This is a genomic window from Mycolicibacter arupensis, from assembly GCF_002086515.1.
Lineage (GTDB): Bacteria > Actinomycetota > Actinomycetes > Mycobacteriales > Mycobacteriaceae > Mycobacterium > Mycobacterium arupense.
Genome location: NZ_MVHH01000003.1, coordinates 23,674 through 43,276, shown reverse-complemented (window position 1 = coordinate 43,276; position 19,603 = coordinate 23,674). Strand labels below are relative to the sequence as shown.

23 protein-coding genes are annotated in these 19,603 nt (G+C 68.6%); 7 read left to right on the top strand and 16 right to left on the bottom strand.

Going from position 1 to position 19,603, the window contains the following annotated elements; genetic code table 11:
• Nucleotides 1-4: 4 nt before the first annotated feature.
• The 4 genes from rpsN to BST15_RS02575 all read right to left on the bottom strand — a co-directional run bounded on the left by rpsN (nt 5) and on the right by BST15_RS02575 (nt 1,169).
• Complete coding sequence (rpsN, locus tag BST15_RS02590; RefSeq protein ID WP_046188612.1) at nt 5-304, bottom strand: 30S ribosomal protein S14; 300 nt, start codon at nt 302-304, stop codon at nt 5-7.
• A complete protein-coding gene (gene rpmG, locus BST15_RS02585; protein WP_046188611.1) occupies nt 304-468 on the bottom strand; it encodes a 50S ribosomal protein L33 in 165 nt (54 codons plus the stop codon). The genes rpsN and rpmG overlap by 1 nt, the downstream gene beginning before the upstream one ends.
• On the bottom strand, nt 468-704 hold the full coding sequence (rpmB, locus tag BST15_RS02580) for a 50S ribosomal protein L28 (protein ID WP_046188610.1): 237 nt from the start codon (nt 702-704) through the stop codon (nt 468-470). The genes rpmG and rpmB overlap by 1 nt, the downstream gene beginning before the upstream one ends.
• 168 nt (nt 705-872) lie before the next feature.
• Entirely contained in the window at nt 873-1,169 is a 297-nt protein-coding gene (locus BST15_RS02575; RefSeq protein WP_046188609.1) for a DUF4229 domain-containing protein, read from the bottom strand.
• Nucleotides 1,170-1,245: 76 nt separating this feature from the next.
• On the opposite strand from BST15_RS02575, the gene BST15_RS21180 reads away from it, so the two are divergent.
• Nucleotides 1,246-1,395 carry a hypothetical protein gene (locus BST15_RS21180; protein WP_109370666.1) on the top strand — a complete coding sequence of 50 codons (150 nt, stop codon included), beginning with the start codon at nt 1,246-1,248 and terminating at the stop codon, nt 1,393-1,395.
• A 24-nt stretch (nt 1,396-1,419) separates the two neighbouring features.
• Here BST15_RS21180 and BST15_RS02570 read toward each other — a convergent pair whose 3' ends face one another.
• The 7 genes from BST15_RS02570 to hemL form a co-directional block, all read right to left on the bottom strand.
• A complete protein-coding gene (locus BST15_RS02570; protein WP_409366538.1) occupies nt 1,420-2,700 on the bottom strand; it encodes a MinD/ParA family ATP-binding protein in 1,281 nt (426 codons plus the stop codon).
• A gap of 133 nt (nt 2,701-2,833) precedes the next feature.
• A complete protein-coding gene (gene ccsB / locus BST15_RS02565) occupies nt 2,834-3,811 on the bottom strand; it encodes a c-type cytochrome biogenesis protein CcsB (protein WP_046188607.1) in 978 nt (325 codons plus the stop codon).
• Nucleotides 3,812-5,377, bottom strand: coding sequence for a cytochrome c biogenesis protein ResB (locus BST15_RS02560; protein WP_046188606.1), 1,566 nt, complete (start codon nt 5,375-5,377; stop codon nt 3,812-3,814). It lies immediately after the preceding gene.
• Entirely contained in the window at nt 5,377-6,156 is a 780-nt protein-coding gene (locus tag BST15_RS02555; protein WP_046188605.1) for a cytochrome c biogenesis CcdA family protein, read from the bottom strand. The genes BST15_RS02560 and BST15_RS02555 overlap by 1 nt, the downstream gene beginning before the upstream one ends.
• Nucleotides 6,153-6,743, bottom strand: coding sequence for a TlpA disulfide reductase family protein (locus BST15_RS02550; RefSeq protein WP_046188604.1), 591 nt, complete (start codon nt 6,741-6,743; stop codon nt 6,153-6,155). Before BST15_RS02550 ends, BST15_RS02555 begins: the two co-directional genes overlap by 4 nt.
• 2 nt (nt 6,744-6,745) lie before the next feature.
• Nucleotides 6,746-7,354 carry a histidine phosphatase family protein gene (locus BST15_RS02545; protein ID WP_046188603.1) on the bottom strand — a complete coding sequence of 203 codons (609 nt, stop codon included), beginning with the start codon at nt 7,352-7,354 and terminating at the stop codon, nt 6,746-6,748.
• On the bottom strand, nt 7,354-8,673 hold the full coding sequence (gene hemL / locus BST15_RS02540) for a glutamate-1-semialdehyde 2,1-aminomutase (protein WP_046188602.1): 1,320 nt from the start codon (nt 8,671-8,673) through the stop codon (nt 7,354-7,356). Before hemL ends, BST15_RS02545 begins: the two co-directional genes overlap by 1 nt.
• A 92-nt stretch (nt 8,674-8,765) precedes the next feature.
• Between hemL and BST15_RS02535 the strand changes: the two genes are divergently transcribed.
• Together BST15_RS02535 and BST15_RS02530 are read left to right on the top strand one after the other, a co-directional pair.
• On the top strand, nt 8,766-9,149 hold the full coding sequence (locus BST15_RS02535; protein WP_046188648.1) for a nitroreductase family deazaflavin-dependent oxidoreductase: 384 nt from the start codon (nt 8,766-8,768) through the stop codon (nt 9,147-9,149).
• A gap of 3 nt (nt 9,150-9,152) precedes the next feature.
• Complete coding sequence (locus BST15_RS02530) at nt 9,153-9,533, top strand: nitroreductase family deazaflavin-dependent oxidoreductase (RefSeq protein WP_046188601.1); 381 nt, start codon at nt 9,153-9,155, stop codon at nt 9,531-9,533.
• A 7-nt stretch (nt 9,534-9,540) separates the two neighbouring features.
• Here BST15_RS02530 and BST15_RS02525 read toward each other — a convergent pair whose 3' ends face one another.
• Nucleotides 9,541-10,911, bottom strand: a complete 1,371-nt coding sequence (locus BST15_RS02525; protein ID WP_046188600.1) for a PPE family protein, SVP subgroup — start codon at nt 10,909-10,911, stop codon at nt 9,541-9,543.
• Between the two features lie 171 nt (nt 10,912-11,082).
• Here BST15_RS02525 and BST15_RS02520 point away from each other — a divergent pair, with 171 nt between their 5' ends.
• Genes BST15_RS02520 through BST15_RS02510 form a run of 3 tightly spaced genes read left to right on the top strand, consistent with a single transcriptional unit; the run spans nt 11,083 to nt 13,997 of the window.
• Nucleotides 11,083-12,126, top strand: coding sequence for an ABC transporter permease (locus BST15_RS02520; RefSeq protein WP_046188647.1), 1,044 nt, complete (start codon nt 11,083-11,085; stop codon nt 12,124-12,126).
• A gap of 3 nt (nt 12,127-12,129) precedes the next feature.
• The gene (locus BST15_RS02515; RefSeq protein ID WP_046188599.1) at nt 12,130-13,119 is read left to right on the top strand and encodes an ABC transporter ATP-binding protein; all 990 of its coding nucleotides are present in this window, start codon (nt 12,130-12,132) and stop codon (nt 13,117-13,119) included.
• A gap of 47 nt (nt 13,120-13,166) precedes the next feature.
• Entirely contained in the window at nt 13,167-13,997 is an 831-nt protein-coding gene (locus tag BST15_RS02510; RefSeq protein ID WP_046188646.1) for an alpha/beta hydrolase, read from the top strand.
• Between the two features lie 22 nt (nt 13,998-14,019).
• On the opposite strand, the gene BST15_RS02505 is transcribed toward BST15_RS02510, so the two are convergent.
• The 4 genes from BST15_RS02505 to BST15_RS02490 are packed head-to-tail and all read right to left on the bottom strand — an operon-like array spanning nt 14,020 to nt 17,241.
• Nucleotides 14,020-14,292: a hypothetical protein gene (locus BST15_RS02505; RefSeq protein WP_046188598.1), complete on the bottom strand. Its 273-nt coding sequence runs from the start codon at nt 14,290-14,292 to the stop codon at nt 14,020-14,022.
• A 17-nt stretch (nt 14,293-14,309) separates the two neighbouring features.
• Complete coding sequence (locus BST15_RS02500; RefSeq protein WP_046188645.1) at nt 14,310-16,388, bottom strand: heavy metal translocating P-type ATPase; 2,079 nt, start codon at nt 16,386-16,388, stop codon at nt 14,310-14,312.
• Nucleotides 16,389-16,414: 26 nt separating this feature from the next.
• A complete protein-coding gene (locus tag BST15_RS02495; RefSeq protein WP_370759840.1) occupies nt 16,415-16,705 on the bottom strand; it encodes a hypothetical protein in 291 nt (96 codons plus the stop codon).
• A complete protein-coding gene (locus tag BST15_RS02490; protein ID WP_046188597.1) occupies nt 16,702-17,241 on the bottom strand; it encodes a hypothetical protein in 540 nt (179 codons plus the stop codon). The genes BST15_RS02495 and BST15_RS02490 overlap by 4 nt, the downstream gene beginning before the upstream one ends.
• A gap of 158 nt (nt 17,242-17,399) precedes the next feature.
• Here BST15_RS02490 and BST15_RS23000 point away from each other — a divergent pair, with 158 nt between their 5' ends.
• Nucleotides 17,400-19,601, top strand: a complete 2,202-nt coding sequence (locus BST15_RS23000; protein ID WP_264002426.1) for a cellulase family glycosylhydrolase — start codon at nt 17,400-17,402, stop codon at nt 19,599-19,601.
• The last annotated feature ends 2 nt before the right edge of the window (nt 19,602-19,603 follow it).

Genomic DNA, 19,603 nt, shown 5'->3' with positions numbered 1-19,603 from the left:
CGCGTCACCAGCTTGCCTTGGAGATTCCGGGCAGTTCCCCGCGATGCGCCATCTCGCGCATCCGCACCCGGGAGAGCCCAAACTTGCGCAGGTGACCGCGCGGCCGACCGTCGACGGTGTCGCGGTTGCGCAGGCGCACCGGACTCGCGTCGCGCGGAAGCCGTTGCAGTGCCGCCTGAGCCGCCGCCTTCTGGCCCGGATCTCCGCGCCCGATGATCTCTTTCAGCTCCGCGCGCCGCTCGGCGTAACGCGCCACAGTGCGGCGACGCTGCTCGTTCTTGACGATCTTCGACTTCTTCGCCATCAGCGTTCCTCACGGAATTGGACATGGCGACGAACGACGGGGTCGTATTTGCGCAGGACCAACCGGTCAGGGTCGTTGCGCCGGTTCTTGCGCGTGACGTAGGTGTAGCCGGTTCCCGCGGTGGACCGCAGCTTCACGATGGGTCTGATATCTGTGCTGGCCATCAGATCCGCTGCCCTTGCTCACGCAGCCGTGCCACAACTGCTTCGATGCCGTCACGGTCGATGACTTTGATGCCTTTGGCACTCACCCGCAGCGTGATCCGGCGGTCTTGCGAGGGCAGGTAGTAGGTCTTGGTCTGGATGTTCGGGTTCCAGCGACGGCGGGTGCGTCGGTGCGAGTGCGACACCGAGTTTCCGAAGCCGGGCGATCGGCCAGTGACCTGGCAGTGCGCGGACATGTTCCTCCTTGATCGGGCGTGCCTGAAGCTTAACAATAATGATAATCATTTTCATTAAGCTCGCGCTAGAGGGCCTTCAGCCTCCCCGCACCAGCGCCTCGATCACGCTGCGCCCACCACGGAGTCACCCCGCACATCCGCCTGGCCAGCAGACACAACGGGGGCGGTTCACTCCCCGCGCAGTCGGGCCTGCAGCTCGTCGCGTTCGCGCCGCCGACGCTCACCGGCCACCGTCAAGCTCGCCGTGGCCCGCTGACGCAGCGGGGTGAAGACCCACATCCCCAACGGCAGCGCCACGATCAACGCCAACATTGCCGCGATGATCGGCGGGAAGTCAGTGAGACCGAGCAGTCTGCCCACCCCGTAGATCACGCCGGTCAGCACCACCAGCAGCGCGAGCCGCGCCGCGGTGTACACCGCCACATCCAGTACCGCACGGCCCCACGGGGCCCGTCCTGTAGCCACGGTCTACAAGCCTACTGGCGGGCCGGACCTGCGTGGACAACGCAAACGGTATATTCGGCGCCAGGAGGTGTCGCGAGTGCTCTACCTGCTCCTCGTTCTGACCCTGGGAACGCTGCTCTATCTCGGCCTGCGCACCATCCGTGCCCGGCCGAAGACTCGCGTCATCGGTCCCGACGACGATCCAGAGTTCCTCTGGCGGATCAGCCACGGCGACAATCAGCCCTAAAGGGCCGCCGCGTCACACCCCGATCTAGACGAAATGCTGGTTGAACCGGTCGTCGCCCGGGAATGCCTCGGCCACGACCGCCGCCAACTCGACCAGCGCCTCGCGGGTCTCGCGCTTGAGCCGCAACAGATCGATCTCCGCGCCTTCTTCCAGGTGCGGATCAAACGGCACCAGGCGCACCGCGCGGCAGCGCCGGGAGAAGTGGTCGACCACCTTCTGCATATCGACCTTGCCGGACCGCGGACGCACGGCGTTGATCACCGCGATCGAATTGCGCACCAGGTCTTCGTGACCGTGGGCGTCGAGCCAGTCCAGGGTTGCTGAGGCGCTGCGGGCGCCGTCTACCGAGCCGGAACTGACCACGATCATGGTGTCGGCCTTGGCCAGCACCGCCGACATGGCCGAGTGCATCAGACCGGTGCCACAGTCGGTGAGCACCAGGCTGTAGAACCGCTCCAGCACCTGCAGGGTGCTGGCGTAATCCTCGGCGCTGAACGCGTCGGAGACCGCCGGGTCGCTGTCGGAGGCGAGCACCTCCAACCTGCTGGGGCCCTGGTTGGTGTAGCTGCGGACGTCGCTGTAGCGCTGAATGCCGTCCGCGTCGCGCAACAGATGGCGCACCGTGGCCGGCGTCTCCATCGGCACCTTCTGATTCAACGTCCCCCGGTCCGGGTTGGCATCCACGGCCACCACCCGATCGCCCCGAATGGAGGCGAACGTGGCGCCCAGCGTCGCGGTGATCGTGGTCTTGCCGACACCCCCCTTGAGGGACAGCACCGCGATCCGGTGGCAGCCCTGCAGCGGCCGGTTCACCTGCACCACCAAGTCATTGAAACGGGTGGTCCGCGGGCTCTCTCCGACGTTGATCAGCTGGCCGGACAACACATAGAGCAGTCGGCGCCAGCCCGTGGTGGGCGGCGGCTTGACCTGACGCAACAGTGAAGTGGTGGACAGGTCCGAGAACGGTGCGATGTGCTCGGCGGGGCGATGCGGTCCCTGACCGGACCCGCCGGGGTTGCCGCCGTAATAGACCGGCGCGGGGTTATCCATGGGCTGGGGGACCCAGCCGGCGGACGCGCCTGGGGTCCAGGACTGTTGCGTGGCGGGGGTCTCCGCCGGGGCCGGCGGCCACGGGTCGACCGGGTCGGAGAACCGGCGCTCGGTGCGGAATCCTCCGAACGAACGGGTCTCGGGTGCCTCGGTCCGCGGGCCGATCGATCCAGTGGCCGCCGCGTCCGCCGGCTTGTCCGAGGCGTCGTTGACGTGCTGATACGGCCGGAACTGAGTGGTCGGATGGTCGGTCACATCGTGGCTCGCAGTGACATCACCGGGTGCATGGTCGGACACTGGTATCTCCCCCGTCACAGTGGTTAGGACGTCAATGGATGTCGTTAACCGCAGGGTAGCGCAGCAGTCATAAAGGAAACTGTCAGCTGTATTAGCCGACTCCGGCATACGAGTGCAGGCCCACCGTCACCAGGTTGACGAAGAACAGGTTGAAGATCATCGCCGCAAAGCCGACGACGTTGATCCAGGCCGCCTTGTAGTCCCGCCAGCCCGCTGTCGATCGGGCATGCAGGTAGGCGGCGTAGACCACCCAGGCGACGAACGACACCGTCTCCTTGGGGTCCCAGCCCCAGTAGCGGCCCCACGCACCTTCTGCCCAGATCGCACCGAAGATCACCCCGAAACCGAATACCGGGAAGGCGAAGATCGTGCTCCGGTAGGCGATCCGGTCCAGGGTTTGGGCATCGGGAAGCCGGCGCACCATGCGGGCCAGCGCCCCGGGTGCGTCGGGGTCGCTGAGGCGCGACGAGCGGATCAGAAACAGAATGCTGGCCACCCCGGCCACCAAGAAGACACCGGAGCCGATGCTGACCACCGAGACGTGGATGGGCAGCCAGTAGGACTGCAGGGCGGGCATCACCGGCGCGGCCGTGGCGTAGAGCCAACGCCCGGAGACGGTCAGCAGGATCAGCACCGGCAGCAACACGAAGACCCACAGGCTGCGGTGCTGGGGACGGCGCAGGGCCACGGCGGCAGCCACCAGCCCGGAAAAGCAGGTCAGGTTGATGAACTCGTACATGTTGCCCCATGGTGGGCGCAGCGTGGCCGCGCCGCGGAGCACGATGCAGGCCAGCAACAGTGCGATACCCAGGTAGACCAGGGCCAGGCCGGCGCGGCCCACCCGCTCGCCGAGGGGACGCCGCGGCGCGGGCAGCACCACCCCGGGGGTCGTGCTGTCGGCGCGCACCGCACCGGCCGTCACCAGTTCGGCGTCGGCGGGTGCGCGGCCCCGGCTGGAGGCCAGTTCGACGGCCAGCAGCAGCATCGCGATGACGAGCACGACCATCGCCGAGGTGAAGGCCCAGTCGGAGTAACGCGCCAGGCCGATGTCGATGTGGCTGGTGTTCATCTAGACCTCCTTGCCGACCAAGCGGGTGCACAGTTGCTCGAACTCGTCGCCCCAGCCGGAGTTGTCGGTACGAGCCAGCCCGCCGAGCTCGACGCTCACCGTACCGGCTCGCTGGGGCGTGATTCGGATCCAGATCCGGCGGCGGCGCACCAGCAGCGACACCACCAGACCGGCCATCATCGTCATGGCGAACCCCAGCACCCAGAGCTGGGCCGGGTCGTAGGACAGCTGGATGTTGACGAACGGCACCGCACCGTCGAAGCGCACCCGGGTGCCGTCATCGAGCCGGAGCTCTTCGCCGGCCTTGAGGTTGGATCGGGCCGCTTTGGTCAGCCGACCCTGGTCGATCAGCCGGGAGTCCAGGGTGAACAGGCTCTGCGGGCGTCCGGTGTCGAGTCCGGTGTCGCCACGGTAGACGTCGATGGCCACCGCGGGATCGTTCAACGCGGGGAAGGCCGACGACAGCAGCCGGTTATCGAGCTGCTCGGTCGGGGCGAACAGGCCCTGAATGCCGATCTGGTGTTTGCGACGCTCGGCCGCGTCAGGGTAGGTCCCGGCCGGCGGGTCGAACCGGATCGCACCCGACGACAGCAGCGTCAGCGGGTTGTCCGGCCGGAACTGCACGGTCTGGGTGCGGGTCTGACCGTCCGGGAAGATCACGGTGAAGGTGGGCGCGTAGCCGTGGCCCTGCAGGTAGGCGCGCACGCCGCCGACCCGCAGCGGATGGTTGACCTCCAGCTGGTAGGGCCGCCACTGATCGGTGCGCAGATCCTCACCGGCCTGGTAGTCGATGTGCGCGGTGAAGGAGGTCGCCAGCCCGGTGGGCAGGTAATCGGCGGTGAAGTCGTTGACCCGCAGGCACAGCGGGTGCAGTTTGGTGCCGTCGACGGTGGCGCCGGCACGGAAGGAGTCGAACGCGGCCGGCGAGGCCGAGCAGAACCCCGGTCCACCGTCGGCGATGACCATCACGTTGCCCTCGTAGCCGAACAGGCGCCCGATCGCCACCGAGGCCAGCAGTCCCAACAACGCGAAATGGAAGACCAGGTTGCCGAATTCGCGGAGGTAGCCCTTCTCGGCGGACACCTCGACGGTGCCCTGATCGGAGCGGACGACCTTGCGCCAGCCGCGCAGCCGTTCGGCCAACTGACTGCCCAGGGCCTCGGCGTCCCCAGGCAGCTCCGTCGCGGCGTGCTTGGGAAGACGGGCCAGGTTCCGCGGCGCGGCGACCGGGGTGGCCCGCAGATTGCGCAGGTGCTCGAAGGTCCGCGGGGTCAGACAACCGATCAACGACACACACAGCAGCACGTAGATGGCGGTGAACCAGAAACTGGAGAAGACGTCGAAGGCCTCCAGACCGTCCAGCCAAGGACCCAGGTCCGGGTGCAGCGTCAGGTACTCGTCCACCTTGGCGGCGTTGAGGCTGCGCTGCGGCAGCAGGGCTCCGGGGATGGCGGCCAGCGCGAGCAGCACCAGCAGCACCAGCGCGGTGCCCATCGAGGTCAGCGCGCGCCAGGTGTTGCGGACTCGGGCAGACAGCTTCGCCAGAACAGAGGAGGTGGAGGCCATCAGATCGGCAGCCTGACGTCGGAGACCAGGCCGTCGCGGACGGCGGCCACGAAGTGATCCCACACGCCGGTGACCAGCGCCAGCCCCACCGCGATCAGCAGTACCCCACCGAGAATCTGGATGGCGCGGGTGTGCCGGCGCAGCCAGCTCAACCCGGCGACCGCGCTGGCCGACCCGAAGGCCAGCGCCACGAACGGGATGCCCAGGCCCAAGCAGTAGGCGATCACCAGTACCACGCCGCGGGCCACCCCGGCGCCGTCGGTGGTCGAGGCGACCGCGATCACCCCGGTCAGGGTCGGACCCAGGCACGGCGTCCAGCCCAGCGCGAAGACCGCACCCAGCAGTGGCGCGCCCAGCACTGTGGACAGCTGCTGCGGGGTGAAACGCAGTGAGCGTTGCAGCGCCGGAACGAATCCGACGAACACCAATCCCATCGCAATGGTCACCGCACCGCCGATACGTTGCAGCAGCACCTGATTGGTGATCAAGCTGGTGGTCATGCCCAGCACCGCAATCGAACCGAGCAGAAACACCGCGGTGAACCCGGCAACGAACAGCGCAGCCGATCCGGCGACACGCCACTTCGCCGAGGGCGGGACGGTGCCACTGTGCGGGTCGGGCCGTTCGTCGACGCCCACCACGGCGGCCAGATACGACAAGTAGCCCGGCACCAACGGCACCACGCACGGTGAAGCGAACGACACCAGGCCGGCCAGCGCCGAGACCGCCACGGCCAGCAGCAGCGGGCCGGAGGTGGCAGTGGCGGTGAGACCGCTCACGACGCCGCCTCGCCGGCCAGCCGCTGGACCACCGGCCGCAGATCCTCGGCGAGCACTTCACGCAGGAACACCGCCGCCACCCGGTGCTGCCGATCGAGCACCATGGTTGCCGGGATCACCGACGACGGATAGCGGCCACCGAAGGCGATCATGGTGCGCATCGCCGGGTCGTAGATGGAGGGATAGGTGATCTTGCGGTCGGTGATGAAGTCGCGGGGAGCTTGCGGCTCGGGGTCGCGCACGTCGATACCCAGAAATGCCACTCCCTGGGCGCGGGTGTCGTCGTAGACCTTTTGCAGTTCCGTGATTTCGGTGCGGCAGGGCCCGCACCACTGCCCCCAGACATTGACGACCACGACCTTGCCCGCAAAGTCGTCGACGCCGATGGTGCGCGACGGGTCCATCAGATCCGGCCCCGAGATCGGGCCGGGCCGGCCGCGGGCTTGGGGTGGGTCATAGACGATGTCGGTTTTGCCGCCGGGCGAGACGAATTCGAAGGTGCCACCTTGGGTGACGGCGTCGTCGCCGACTGAGCAGCCCGAGGTCAAGGCGGCCAGCACCGCCGCGACGATCAGTACTGCTCGCATCCTCAGCCGCCGGCCGGGACCTGGTAATCGACTTCGACGAGGCGATCACCGTCGTAGATCAGCGTGGTGACCGAGCCCACGCCGCATTCGCGACGGCGCGGGTCGTGCCAGAGCCGGTTGCCGGTGAGGTGCTGGCGCGCAGTCCATACCGGCAGCTGATGGCTGACGCACACCACCTCGTGGCCGGCGGCCCGCGACCGGGCCCTGTTCACCGAATTGGCCATCCGAGCGGCGATCTGGTCATAGGGTTCCCCCCACGACGGGGTGAACGGGTTACGCAGATGCCACCAGAACCGTGGGTTGCGCCAGGCGCCATCGCCAGGCGAAACCCGTTTTCCCTCAAAGAAGTTCGCCGACTCGATCAGGTCAGCGTCGGTGTCGATGGGCAGGTCGTGCCGGGCGGCGATAGGAGTGGCGGTCTCCTGGGCACGTTGCAGCGGCGAGGCGATCACCGCGACGATGTCGCGGCCGGCCAGCAGCTCGGCGGCGGCGATCGCTTGACCCTGCCCGGTTTCCGAGAGCCGGAATCCGGGCAGCCGGCCATACAGAATGCCGTCGGGATTGTGGACTTCGCCGTGGCGGATCAGGTGGACGCGAGTTTGTTCTGCCATCAGGATTTCGGCTCTCCGGTGGTGGCGGCGGCGCGCGCCGCGGCGGGAAGTGCACTGGCGATCCGTTCGAAGGCCTCGTCAGTGAGGGCGGCCGAGACAAACCAGGCCTCAAAGGCACTGCACGGCAGGTACACACCGGCATCCAGCAGCGCATGGAAGAACGCCGGGAACCGCCAGGTCTCACTGGCTCGGGCCGCGGCGAAGTCGGTGACGGGCTGGTCGGCGAAGAACACGCTGAACATGTTTCCGGCCCGCGGAATCTGATGCGGCACACCGGCAGAGGTCAGTGCTTCGGCCAGCATGGCCGTCAGACGGTCGGCATTCTTGTCGAGCGCGGTGTAGACATCCGCGTCGGCGGCGCGCAGGGTCGCCAGGCCGGCGGCGGTGGCCACCGGGTTCCCCGACAGCGTGCCGGCCTGATAGACCGGCCCCAGCGGCGCCAGCCGGTCCATGACTTCAGCCCGGCCGCCGAATGCCGCGGCGGGAAGCCCGCCGCTGATCACCTTGCCGAAGGTGAACAGATCCGCATCCACCGGGTCGATCCCGTACCAGCCGCTGGAGCTGACCCGGAAACCGGTCATCACCTCGTCGATGATCAGCAGCGCACCGTACTGGGCCGTGATGGCCCGCAGCTCGGCGTTGAAGCCGGGCGCCGGCGGCACCACCCCCATGTTGCCGGGGCTGGCCTCGGTGATGACGGCCGCGATCTGGTCACCGAACTCGGCGAACGCCCCGCGTACCGCTGCGATGTCGTTGTAGGGCAACACGATCGTGTCAGCGGCAGTGGCGCCGGTGACTCCCGGCGATGACGGCAGCGCCAAGGTGGCGACGCCGGAACCGGCGTCGGCGAGCAGCGCGTCGACATGACCGTGGTAGCAGCCGGAGAATTTGATGACCTTGGCCCGGCCGGTGAAACCGCGGGCCAACCGCAGCGCACTCATGGTGGCCTCGGTACCGGAGTTGACCAGCCGGACCTTGTCCACCGCCGGCACCCGGGCGATGATCTCGGTCACCAGCTCGGTCTCACCCCGGGTCGGCGCCCCGAAGGACAGGCCGGTTCCGACGGCGGTTCGAACCGCCTCGACCACCGCGGGATGGGCGTGGCCGAGGATCATCGGCCCCCAGGAGCAGACCAGGTCCACGTAGCGATTGCCGTCGGCATCAGTCAGCCAGCAGCCTTGGGCTTCGGCGATGAAACGGGGTGTGCCCCCGACCGCGGCGAACGCGCGCACCGGTGAGTTGACGCCGCCGGGAATCACCGCACAGGCCTCGGCGAACAACCGCTCGGAGGCCGCCGTGGCACGATCCGCATTACCCACGACGACCAGTGTCCCAGCCGCCGCGGCGCTGTCCGACTACCGGGTGTAGTTGAGGGTTGAAGTGGCTCGTCGGCCGGAGTTGGATGGCAGTCATGCAATTACCGCAACGACTGGCCCGGTTCAACCGGCACGTCACCAACCCGATCCAGCGGATGTGGGCCGGCTGGGCGCCGACGTTCGGAATCCTCGAGCATGTCGGCCGACGCTCCGGCAAGCCCTACCGAACCCCGCTGACGGTGTTCGGCACCGACGACGGGGTGGCGATCCTGCTCACGTACGGCCCCGATCGGGACTGGCTGAAGAACATCACCGCCGCCGGTGGCGGCACCATGCGCCGACACGGCAAGACCTTCAGGGTCACCGGGCCACGAGTGGTGAGCAAGGCGCAGGCCGCTGAGCATGTACGTCCCGGCGCGCGCAGGGTCTTTGCGCGGCTGCCGTTCGAGCAGGCGGTGCTGCTCACCCGGCAGGGGTGAGAGATGCAGTTCTCCGAGCGGCGGGCCCGGTTCAACCGTGTGGTCACCAATCCGCTGTTCCGCCCGATCTGCGGCTGGGTGCCGATGTGGTCGATCGTCGAACACACCGGCCGCCGCTCCGGCGCGGTGTATCGCACCCCGGTCTCGATGTTCCACACCGCCGACGGCGTGGCCGTGCTGCTGCCCTATGGCACCGGCCGTGACTGGGTGAAGAACCTGCACGCCGCCAACGGTGGGCGGGTCACGGTGGGCGGTAAGACCTTCGCCGTCACCAACCCGCAGGTGGTGGCCACCGATGAGGCGCTGCGGCTTCTGAAAGCGCCCTGGCGCCAACTCCTCGGAAGGGTTGGGGTGCCGCACACCCTGCTGCTCACCCGCGCCTGAGCCCCCACTACTGCCCGAGCAGACGCATCTTCTGCTCGTTGTACTCGTCGTTGGTGATCAGTCCACGGTCTCGCAGTTCGGCGAACTCGCGGATCTCCGCGGCGATACCCATCGTGGTGGGCCCGGGTGCCCCGTCGGCGCCACCGGTCGACGTCTGCGCAGCCGGGTCGGACGCCGCGCGCTGCGGCATCTGGACCCGCGCCGACGACTCGGCGTCGACACCCCCGCGGCCTCGGCTGACCGAACCCGCCAGGGCGCTGCCCCCCATACCCGCCAGGGCCATCTGGCTGAATGCGGTGCCGGCGCCACTGAGCGAAGCCGCCGGGGCACCGCCAACACCCGGTCCGACCAGTGGCTTGGTGTAGGACAGGCCCCGGATCTCGGGGGCGGTGGCCGCCCAGTTGATCGGCACCGACAGGTTCCCGGCGCTGATCGCCTCGCCCATCGCCGCCGACAGCGCCGCAGAACCGGGCACCATCGGCCGCGAGGGGGTCAGCGGGGAGAACAGGTCGATGTTGCGCAGGATCTCGAACTCCACCAGCGCCAACTGGTCCTGTTCGGAAAGGATCTCCCGGGTGCTGGCATCGCCGGCCGCCCAGGCGCCGGCAGACAGGATCAGGCTAACCCCCGACACCGCGCTGACACCCAGCAGATCCGACAGGCTGGGCCAGACGAGCAGGTCTTCGGGTCCCGCTGCCACGCCGGGGACGGTGGCCGCCGCCTGCATCAGCAACGTGCTCGGATCCCCGAACAATCCCGAAGCCAGCTGCCCCAGTAGGGACTGGACATTGGACGACGACGATGTCGCCTCACCACTGCCGACCGCGGCCGCCTGGCCGACAGGGCCGGCGGGATTGCTGGTCTGCGGGGGTTGCTGGAACGGTGTGAGCCCGATCGCGGCCGCCGACGCTGCGGCGTAGGCGTACATGGCCCCGACGTCTTGAGCCCACATCTGGCCGTATTCGGCCTCGTTGGCAGCGATCGCCGGAGTATTGAGACCCAAGACGTTGGTGGCGATCAGCAGCAACAGCGCAGCGCGGTTTGCGGCCACCACCGACGGGGGCACTGTCGCAGCATGCGCCACGTCGTACGCCGCCGCGGCAGCGCTCGCCTGCGCGGCGGTCTGGTCGATCTGCCCCGCGGTGACCGTCATCCAGGCCGCGTAACCCGCCGCGGAGCGGGACAACGCCTCCGACGCCGGCCCCAGCCAGGCCTGGGCGGTCAACTCCGCGACCACCGCTTCGTAGGAGGCGACCGCAGCATGCATTTCGGCGGACAGGGCACCCCACGCCGCGGCGGCCGCGCGCAGGGGCGCGGAGCCCGGTCCGCTATAGAGCCGCACCGAGTTGATCTCCGGGGGCAGCGCAGCGTAATTCATCACCGACCCCTCCCTCGGACAACCACCAGGTTCAACGACAGCGGCGTGAGTGTATTTGTAGTCCACCAGCCCACGGTCGACTGGGCGTTTCCGGATTTGCGGGGCACTACCTCGCCGCATCGCGAGACCGCCGGCTCAGCTGGGCCCTGCGATAACATCGCGGGAGTGCGGATGTTGATCACCGCGTTTCGTGACCTGCAGTGGCGACTGCGCCGGTTTATCGTCGCCGCCGTGGGCACCGCCCTGGTGTTCGCCCTGACCCTGGTGCTGGCCGGATTGACCCACGGATTTCGGGTTGAGGCCGAGCACGTCGTCGATTCCCTGCACATCGACCGATACCTGATCCAGACGGCCGCGGTAGGCCCGTTCATGGGTTCGTCGCGGTTCCCGCAGGCCGAGGCCGGAGACATCGCCGGGATCGCCGGAGTGCAGGCGGCTCTTCCCGTGGTCTACGGCAACACCATTGTTCACGATGGCAGCTCGCCGCTGAACGTGAACATCTACGGCGTGCCCAAGGCCGCAATGCCACCGCTGAGCGCTGGGCGTGCCCCGACCGAGCCCAACGAGATCGCGATGTCGACCACGCTCCACCGCGCCGTCGGCGACGAGGTCGAACTGGGTGCGGCAAAGTTGCGGATCGTCGGGCTGGTGGACAAATCGACGACATTGGCCGGCCAACCCAATGGCTTTCTGACCGTGGCGGGCGCCCAGCGGCTGATGTATTCGGGACAGCCGGTGGTCTCCGCGATCGGGCTGCGGGGCGTCCCCGCGCACGTGCCCCAGGGCTACCGCGTGGTGGACCGGGTCGCCGCCGTCGACGACATGGTTCGGCCGTTGGCCGGAGCGCAGATGGCACTGTCGTACATGTCGGTTCTGCTGTGGGCGGTCGCCGCGCTGATCGTGGGTTCACTGATCTACCTCTCGGCCCTGGAACGCACCCGCGATTTCGCGGTCTTCAAGGCGTTGGGGGTCACCACTTCGATGGTGCTGACCGGGCTGGCCCTGCAGGCCGTGGTGGTCGCAGTGACGGCGGCGGTGCTCGGCGGGGTGCTGGCGGTGTCGCTCGGGCCGCTGTTTCCGATGCTGGTGGCGGTGACCGGGTCGTCGTTCGCCCTGCTGGTCCTGACCGCAGTGGGAATCGGCCTGTTGGCCAGCCTGGCCGGGCTGCGCCACGCCGTGTCGGTCGACCCGGTGCTCGCGTTCGGAGGTCCCTGACTCGTGGGAGACCTGCGGATTCGTGAACTGGTCATCGAATACAGCACGGGCGGCGGCGAACCGATCCGTCCCATTCACGGCCTGAGCCTGGACGTGCCGGCCGGCTCGCTGGTGGTGGTGCTCGGGCCCAGCGGCTGCGGCAAAACCACCCTGTTGTCTTGCCTGGGCGGCATTTTGAGCCCCACCAGCGGTCAGATCCAGTTCGGCGCCACCGAGGTGACCGCACTGGGCCGCCGCGATCTGACCTCCTACCGGCGGCGCACCGTCGGAATCGTGTTCCAGGCGTTCAATCTGGTGCCCAGCCTGGCCGCGTTGGAGAACGTGATGGTGCCGCTGTGGGCCGCCGGCTGGACCCAGTGGTCCGCCCAGGAACGCGCCCGGGACCTGCTGGCGCGGGTCGGCTTGGCCGACCGGACCCACCACCGGCCGGGTCGGCTCAGCGGCGGCCAGCAGCAGCGCGTCGCGGTGGCCCGTGCCTTGGCCCTGGATCCGCCCTTGATCCTGGCCGACGAGCCCACTGCCCAGCTGGACTACGTCCGGGCGGGCGAGATCGTGCAGCTGCTGCGGGTACTGGCCGCCGGGGACCGCGTCGTGGTGGTGGCCACCCATGACACCCGGATCGTCCCGCTGGCCGACATCGTCGTCGAGCTCTCACCAACGACCGCACCGGCGCGCCCCCAGCAGGCGCCGGTTCGGCTGGGTCCCGGCTCGGTTCTGCTGGAACAAGGCACCGTCGAGGACCTGATCTACGTGGTGACCGAGGGTGCGGTGGAGATCGCTCCGGATAGCTCGGGTGCCGGTGATGGATTGCTCAAGATCGGCCGGCCAGACCACTACGCAGGCCGGCTCGGGCCCATGGTGCGGATCCCCCGCTCGGCCACCGTCCGCGCCCTGGACGAAGCCACCGTCGTGAGCTACACCGTGGATGCTTTCCGGCAGCAGTTCGGCCGCCCGCCGGTTCCCGACGTTCCTAACGAACCGGCATCAACCTGATCAAAAACGCGGCGCACCGGGACAAGGCGTGCAGTGCGCGCGCGATGATGCTGGACATGGCTGATATGACCCGCCGGGCTGCTTTGCGCCTCGGGGTCGGTGCCGCGGGGGCTGCGGGAATGTTCGGGGCGGGGATGGCGTGGCGCCCGAGCCCATCCGTGGCGACCGGCGCCACCTACCCGACCCGCGAATCCGGATCCTTCATCTCGGCGGCGCGCGGCGGGGTGGAGACCAACTGGATCATCGCGCGCCCGCCGGGACAGACCGCTCCCCTGCGGCCGGTGATCGCCCTGCACTGCAAGGACGGCGACGCGGCCTGGGTGATGGATCTGGGTGTGGAAGAAGAACTGGCCAAGCTGACCGCAGCGGGCCGGCCGCCGTTCGCGGTGGTGGCCGTGGACGGCGGGAACACTTATTGGCGCCGGCACAGCACCGGTGAGGACTCCGGTGCGATGGTCCTCAATGAGCTGATCCCGATGCTGCCCGAGAAGGGCATCGACATCACCCGCGTCGGGTTCATCGGCTGGTCGATGGGTGGTTACGGCGCACTGCAGCTGGGCACCCGCCTGGGCCCGTCACGCACCGCAGGAATCTGTGCCGTCAGCCCGGCGATCTACATGACCTACTTCGGCGCGCCCGCCGGTGCATTCGACAGCATCGACGACTGGCGAACGAACTCGGTGTTCAACCTGGCACCCCGGCTGGCCCCGTTCCCGCTGCGCGTCGACTGCGGGACCGCGGACAGCTTCGCCTATGCGACGAAGAGTTTCATCGGGCAACTGAATCCGCCGCCGGCGGGTGGGTTCGCTCCCGGCGGTCACGATGTGTCTTACTGGCAAGCGCAGCTGCCGGCGCAGTTGGCCTGGCTGGATTCGTGATGCCGACGGGCTCAGGCGACGACTAAGCCTGATTCATGGGGTTCATCGGGCTGCCCGGGTTGGCCGGATTCATCGGATTGGCCGGGTTCTCCGGATTGGCCGGATTGAGCGGGCTGTTGATGTTGGCCGGGTTGGTCAGGCTGTCCGGGCCGTAGGGTCCGACATTGCAGACCGCATTGGCATTCGCCAGGCAATCGGCCGGGTTGAACGGGTCGGGATCGGCGGGGTCTGCGGTGGCCGGCACGGCGAACGCCAGCGCACACGCGGCGACCGAAGCGGACAATGCGATTCTCATCTGGGCCCTCCTCAGGACTACCGGAACGCCCGCAGCCGCAGGCTGTTCGTCACCACCAGAACCGAGGAGGCGGCCATCGCCGCGCCCGCGATCATCGGGTTGAGCAGCCCGGCCGCCGCGAGCGGGATCGCCGCGACGTTGTAGCCGAACGCCCAGATGAGGTTCTGCCGGATGATCCGCAGCGTACGCGCGGACAACCGCAGCGCGGTCGGAACCGTGGAAAGATCGCCCCGCACCAGCGTCACGTCGCCGGCCTCGATGGCGGCGTCGGTACCGGTCCCCATGGCCATACCGATGTCGGCGGTGGCCAGGGCGGCCGAGTCATTGACGCCGTCGCCGACCATGGCCACCCGTCGCCCCTGTGCCTGCAGGGCCGTGACGGCATCGGCCTTGTCCGAGGGCAACACATCGGCGATCACGTGATCAGGGTCGATCCCGACCGCGCTGGCCACCACTTGCGCAATCGCCGCGCTGTCACCGGTGAGCAGCATCGGGGTGATACCCATGGCCTTGAGTTCTGCCACGGCGGCCGCGCTGGTGGGCCGCACGGTGTCGGTCAGGGTGATCGTCCCGCGGGGCCGGCCGTCCCAGGAGACCTCGACGGCGGTCCCGGCCTGCTGGGCGATGGCCGAGCGGGCCACCTCGACCCGCACCCCGTCCACCAGTCCGGTCACCCCGTGGCCTGGGCGGCTGGAGAACTCGCGCACCGGAGCGATCGGCAGGCCGGCGGCTTTGGCCCCGGCGACGATGGCCGCCGCGATCGGATGCTCCGACGCCGCTTCGACGGCGGCGGCGCGCGCCAGCACCGTGTCGGCAGTCTCGCCCTGCGTGACGGTGAGGCCGCCGACGGCCATCACGCCGGTGGTGATGGTGCCGGTCTTGTCCAGCACGACGGTGTCGATGCCGCGCACGCCCTCAAGCACCTGCGGGTTCTTGATCAGGATGCCCAGCTGTGCGCCGCGGCCGGTGCCGACCAGGATCGCGGTCGGTGTGGCCAGCCCCAGCGCGCAGGGGCAGGCGATGATCAGCACGGCCACGGCCGCGGTGAACGCCGCCGCGGCCGACTGGCCCGCCAGCAGCCAACCGGCGAGGGTGAGTGCGGCAATCACCAGTACCGCGGGCACGAACACCGCCGACACCCGGTCGGCCAGTCGCTGGATCGACGCCTTACCCACCTGGGCGTCGGTGACCAGTTTGGCCATTCGCGCCAGCTGGGTGTCCGCGCCCACCTTGGTGGCCCGGATCCGCACCAGGCCGGTGGTGTTGAGCGAGCCGCCCAGAACCGGATCACCGTCGGCGACATCCACCGGCAGCGATTCGCCCGTCATGGCCGAGGTGTCCAGGGCGGTGGCGCCGTCGATGACGACGCCGTCGGTGGCGACCCGCTCGCCCGGCCGCACCACGATCACGTCACCGACCCGAAGCTCGGCGATGGGTATCCGGACCTCGGTCGGCTCGTCATCATCGCCGCGCAGCACGGTGGCGTCTTTGGCGCCGAGTTCGAGCAGCTCCCGCAGCGCCGCACCGGCCGAGCGCTTGGCGTGCGATTCGGCGTAACGCCCGGCGAGCAGGAACACCGTGACCACGGCGGCCACCTCGAAATACAGGTGCCCCGCACCGGTGAGGACCGCGGCCACCGACCACAGGTAGGCCGCCCAGGTGCCGAGGGAGACCAGGGTGTCCATGGTCGCGGACCGGTGGACGGCAGTGCGCAGCGCAGCTCGGTGGAACGGATAACCGCCCCACGCCACGATCGGTGTGGTCAGCGCGAACACCAGCCATTGCCAGCCGCTGAATTGCCAGGGCATCACCATCGACAGCGCCACCACGGGAACGGCCAGCACGGCCGACCCGAGCAACCGGGTTCGCAACTGGCCGGCCGAAACATCGGCGTGTTCGGCAGAGTGGTCGTGAGCCTCGCCAACCACGGCGGCCCGATAACCAGCGGTTTCCACCGCGCGCACCAGGTCTTGGGCCGAAACGTGGGCCTCGTGCTCGACATGGGCCCGCTCGATGGCGAAATTCACCGTCGCGCTGACTCCGTCGAGGGCGTTCAAGCCGCGCTCCACGCGCGCCGCGCACGACGCGCACGTCATTCCCCGCAGGTCGAGATCGGTGGTGGTCACCTGGACGATGATACCCCCGTGGGGTATTTCTTCTCCGTGGCGCGGACGGCCCGGCGCAGCCGCGCACCGCCCACCACGGCCAGCACCCCCGCTGCCGTCGCCAACACCCCCGCCAGCAGCAGCACCTGCGGGTGGTAGCTCACCGAGGTGGTGGCCGGTTCGCCGGCGGTCACCGGTGCGACAAGGACCAGATAACGCACCTGCGACCAGCTGATCGCGCAGCCCACCGCTGCCGCGACGGCTGCAGTCAGCTCAACGAGAGCCCGGACGATCGCCGCGGTCCTCACCAGGACGACCCGTCGTCGACGTCGGTCTCGGCCGGCCCGCCCGGCGAGACCGTCTCGGGGATCAGCTCGCGCAGTGCGGCACGCAGCCTGCGGTGGTCGCGAGCCCATGCCTGCACCGTGCGTCGCCCGGACAGCCGCAGCCCGATACCCACCCGGCGTCGGGGCACGCCGCTCAGCTCACCCAGCGCTCGGGATTCCTGCCACTTCTGCAGCTGCTGCTTACCCCAGCCGGTGGGTCGCTCCGCCTCGGGGTAGATCGCCAGAATGTCGGCGACCCGGATGATCTCGGTGCCCTGCCGCAGCGTCTCGGACGAGAGCTCAACGGAGGTATGGATGCGCGCGGCCTTCACCTGAATGGCCAGCATCAACGAGACCAGCACCAGCAACACCGCGGGAACCAGGGGCTGGAATCCGAACCCGCTGGAGTTCTGGATGAACAGCAGGAGCCCCGCCGAGATCGGGCCGAACAACACCCAATACCAACTGGCGCCGCGCTCCAGGAACAGCGGTGCAGGTGGCGCGTGAGGCTCAGTCATGTCGAGTCAGCCTAACCCGGCCGCACGGGCTCGAGCGCCCGGCAGTATCGACCACACAGTTTTGGTCTTTCTTAGGTTGCGCGCCCGCACCTGGGGATATATTCCGTCTGCGTATATGTTCTACACAGGTTCGCCATAACCTTGGAGATGAGCACCCGATGATGCGCCGCCACGGCTCCCCCACAGATCGCCACCTACGCACCTGGGCCGGCGGTGTTGCCGCGGCCACCGGCGCGTTTCTGACATTCGGGCTGGCGCCGCTGGCCACGGTCCCGGCAGCGCAGGCCGACTTCGATGACGCGCTCGAGGCGGTCATGGCGCCTTTCCTGGACGCCACGACCGGCGGGCTCGACTGGAATGCGGTGTTGTCACCCACCGCGTGGGACACCTTCCTGGCGCCCTCCCACTGGGACAGCGCGCTGGCCGAATGGAGCGGCGCCGCCCTGGCCGGTGCCGCGCTCGACCCGAACACCTGGCTGCTGCAGTACGTCTACACCCCGATCCACGATGTCCTCGAAGACGGGATCAACAGCGACATCGGCCGGGCACTCACCGACCTGATCAACGGTCCCTCCCAGCTCCTCACCGGCCGCCCCCTGATCGGCGACGGCGCCGATGGCACCGCCGAGAACGCCGCCGGCGGCGACGGCGGCTGGCTGTTCGGCGACGGAGGCAACGGCTGGAACAACACCGAGCCCGGCGGCATGGGCGGAGCCGGAGGCAACGCCGGACTGTTCGGCAACGGTGGTGACGGCGGCGACGGCGCGGACGGCGGTCTGGGCGGCAACGGTGGTGACGGTGGCAACGGCGGCTGGCTGATGGGCATCGGCGGACTCGGCGGCAACGCCGGCGACGGCACCTACACCGGCTTCGGTGACCTCCCCGCTCTCGGCGGCGCGGGCGGAAACGCCGGCCTACTGCTCGGCGCCCATGGCGACCACGGCCAGTTCGGCGTTCTTGACGGCGCACCGGCAGCCGTCGCGGGGATCAGCACCGCGGGCACCTGGATCACCGATGCCGATGGCCGGGTGCTGGTCATGCATGGGTTCAACGAGGTCTACAAGATTTCGCCGTATGAGCCGTCGGCAGGCGGATTCGACGAGGACGACGCGGCGTTCCTGGCCGCCAACGGCTTCAACTCCGTACGCCTGGGAGTCATCTGGGCGGGCGTGGAGCCGCAGCCCGGCGTCATCGACTACAACTATCTGGCCTCGATCGACCAGACCGTCCAGATCCTGGCCAGGTACGGCATCGTCAGCATCATCGACTTCCACCAGGACGACTACAGCCCGGTCTTCGGCGGCGAAGGCGCACCGGAGTGGGCCACCCAGACCGGCGGACTGCCCAATCCCGACTTCGGCTTCGGACTCAACTACCCGCTGAATCCCGCCCAGAACCACGCTTGGGACATGTTCTGGTCCAACGCCAACGGTCCCGACGGCGTGGGCCTGTTGAACCACTACGCGCGCATGACGCAGGCCGTCGCGGACTATTTCAAGGACGACCCCAACATCGCCGGCTACGAGATCATCAACGAACCGTGGGCGGGTTCCTCTTGGCTGTCAACGATATTCGGCAACTCCTACTATGAGGCTCAACAGCTGACCCCGTTCTACAACCAGGTGAGCGCAGCGATCCGCTCCGTTGACCCCACCACTCCGCTGATCTACGAGCCGAGCGCCCTGTTCAACCAGTCGCTGCCGACGCAGCTCGGTGAGGTCGACGACCCGCACGGTGTCTTCGCCTTCCACGACTACTGCATGTTGAACGTCTTCGGCTCCATCTTCATGCCGTGGTGCCCGGACTACATCGAACTCGTTGCCAGCAACGGCGAGGCGTACACCAGCAAGTACGGCGTCCCGGGTCTGATCTCGGAATTCGGCTCCGCCAACGGCGCAGCCGAGATCACCCAGGTGATGAACGCCTCGGACCAGCGCATGTGGGGCTGGTCGCAATGGGCCTACAACGGCGTTCCCGCTATCACCGGCACCGCGCCGGGCAATGCGCTGGTCTTCGACCCGAGCAAGCCACCCGTTGGCGACAATGTCGACTGGTCCAGGTTGGAGGTCTCCTCGGCCCCCTACGCGCAGGCCGTCGCCGGCACCCCCACCTCCTGGTCGTTCGCCGCCGGCACCTACCAGCTCAGCTACTCCACCGAAATGGCCAACGGCTCCGGCCACTTCGCGGCCGGCAGCCAGACCCACATCTCGGTACCGCCCATCCAATACCCGGACGGCTACCAGGTGAGTGTCACCGGCGGGCACATCGTGTCCGCGCCGGGAGACCCGATCCTGATCATCGCCTCGGACGGCCCCGGCAATGTCAGCGTCACCGTGACCCCCGCGGGCGGCGGTTCGTAGCC

Excerpts from the sequence above, each read along its gene's own strand:
- rpsN (WP_046188612.1), bottom strand. The coding sequence starts at position 304 with ATGGCGAAGAAGTCGAAGATCGTCAAGAACGAGCAGCGTCGCCGCACT.
- rpmG (WP_046188611.1), bottom strand. The coding sequence starts at position 468 with ATGGCCAGCACAGATATCAGACCCATCGTGAAGCTGCGGTCCACCGCG.
- rpmB (WP_046188610.1), bottom strand. The coding sequence starts at position 704 with ATGTCCGCGCACTGCCAGGTCACTGGCCGATCGCCCGGCTTCGGAAAC.
- ccsB (WP_046188607.1), bottom strand. The coding sequence starts at position 3,811 with ATGAACACCAGCCACATCGACATCGGCCTGGCGCGTTACTCCGACTGG.
- BST15_RS02560 (WP_046188606.1), bottom strand. The coding sequence starts at position 5,377 with ATGGCCTCCACCTCCTCTGTTCTGGCGAAGCTGTCTGCCCGAGTCCGC.
- BST15_RS02550 (WP_046188604.1), bottom strand. The coding sequence starts at position 6,743 with ATGCGAGCAGTACTGATCGTCGCGGCGGTGCTGGCCGCCTTGACCTCG.
- BST15_RS02545 (WP_046188603.1), bottom strand. The coding sequence starts at position 7,354 with ATGGCAGAACAAACTCGCGTCCACCTGATCCGCCACGGCGAAGTCCAC.
- BST15_RS02535 (WP_046188648.1), top strand. The coding sequence starts at position 8,766 with ATGCAATTACCGCAACGACTGGCCCGGTTCAACCGGCACGTCACCAAC.
- BST15_RS02530 (WP_046188601.1), top strand. The coding sequence starts at position 9,153 with ATGCAGTTCTCCGAGCGGCGGGCCCGGTTCAACCGTGTGGTCACCAAT.
- BST15_RS02525 (WP_046188600.1), bottom strand. The coding sequence starts at position 10,911 with ATGAATTACGCTGCGCTGCCCCCGGAGATCAACTCGGTGCGGCTCTAT.
- BST15_RS02520 (WP_046188647.1), top strand. The coding sequence starts at position 11,083 with ATGTTGATCACCGCGTTTCGTGACCTGCAGTGGCGACTGCGCCGGTTT.
- BST15_RS02510 (WP_046188646.1), top strand. The coding sequence starts at position 13,167 with ATGCTGGACATGGCTGATATGACCCGCCGGGCTGCTTTGCGCCTCGGG.
- BST15_RS02505 (WP_046188598.1), bottom strand. The coding sequence starts at position 14,292 with ATGAGAATCGCATTGTCCGCTTCGGTCGCCGCGTGTGCGCTGGCGTTC.
- BST15_RS02500 (WP_046188645.1), bottom strand. The coding sequence starts at position 16,388 with ATGACGTGCGCGTCGTGCGCGGCGCGCGTGGAGCGCGGCTTGAACGCC.
- BST15_RS02490 (WP_046188597.1), bottom strand. The coding sequence starts at position 17,241 with ATGACTGAGCCTCACGCGCCACCTGCACCGCTGTTCCTGGAGCGCGGC.
- BST15_RS23000 (WP_264002426.1), top strand. The coding sequence starts at position 17,400 with ATGATGCGCCGCCACGGCTCCCCCACAGATCGCCACCTACGCACCTGG.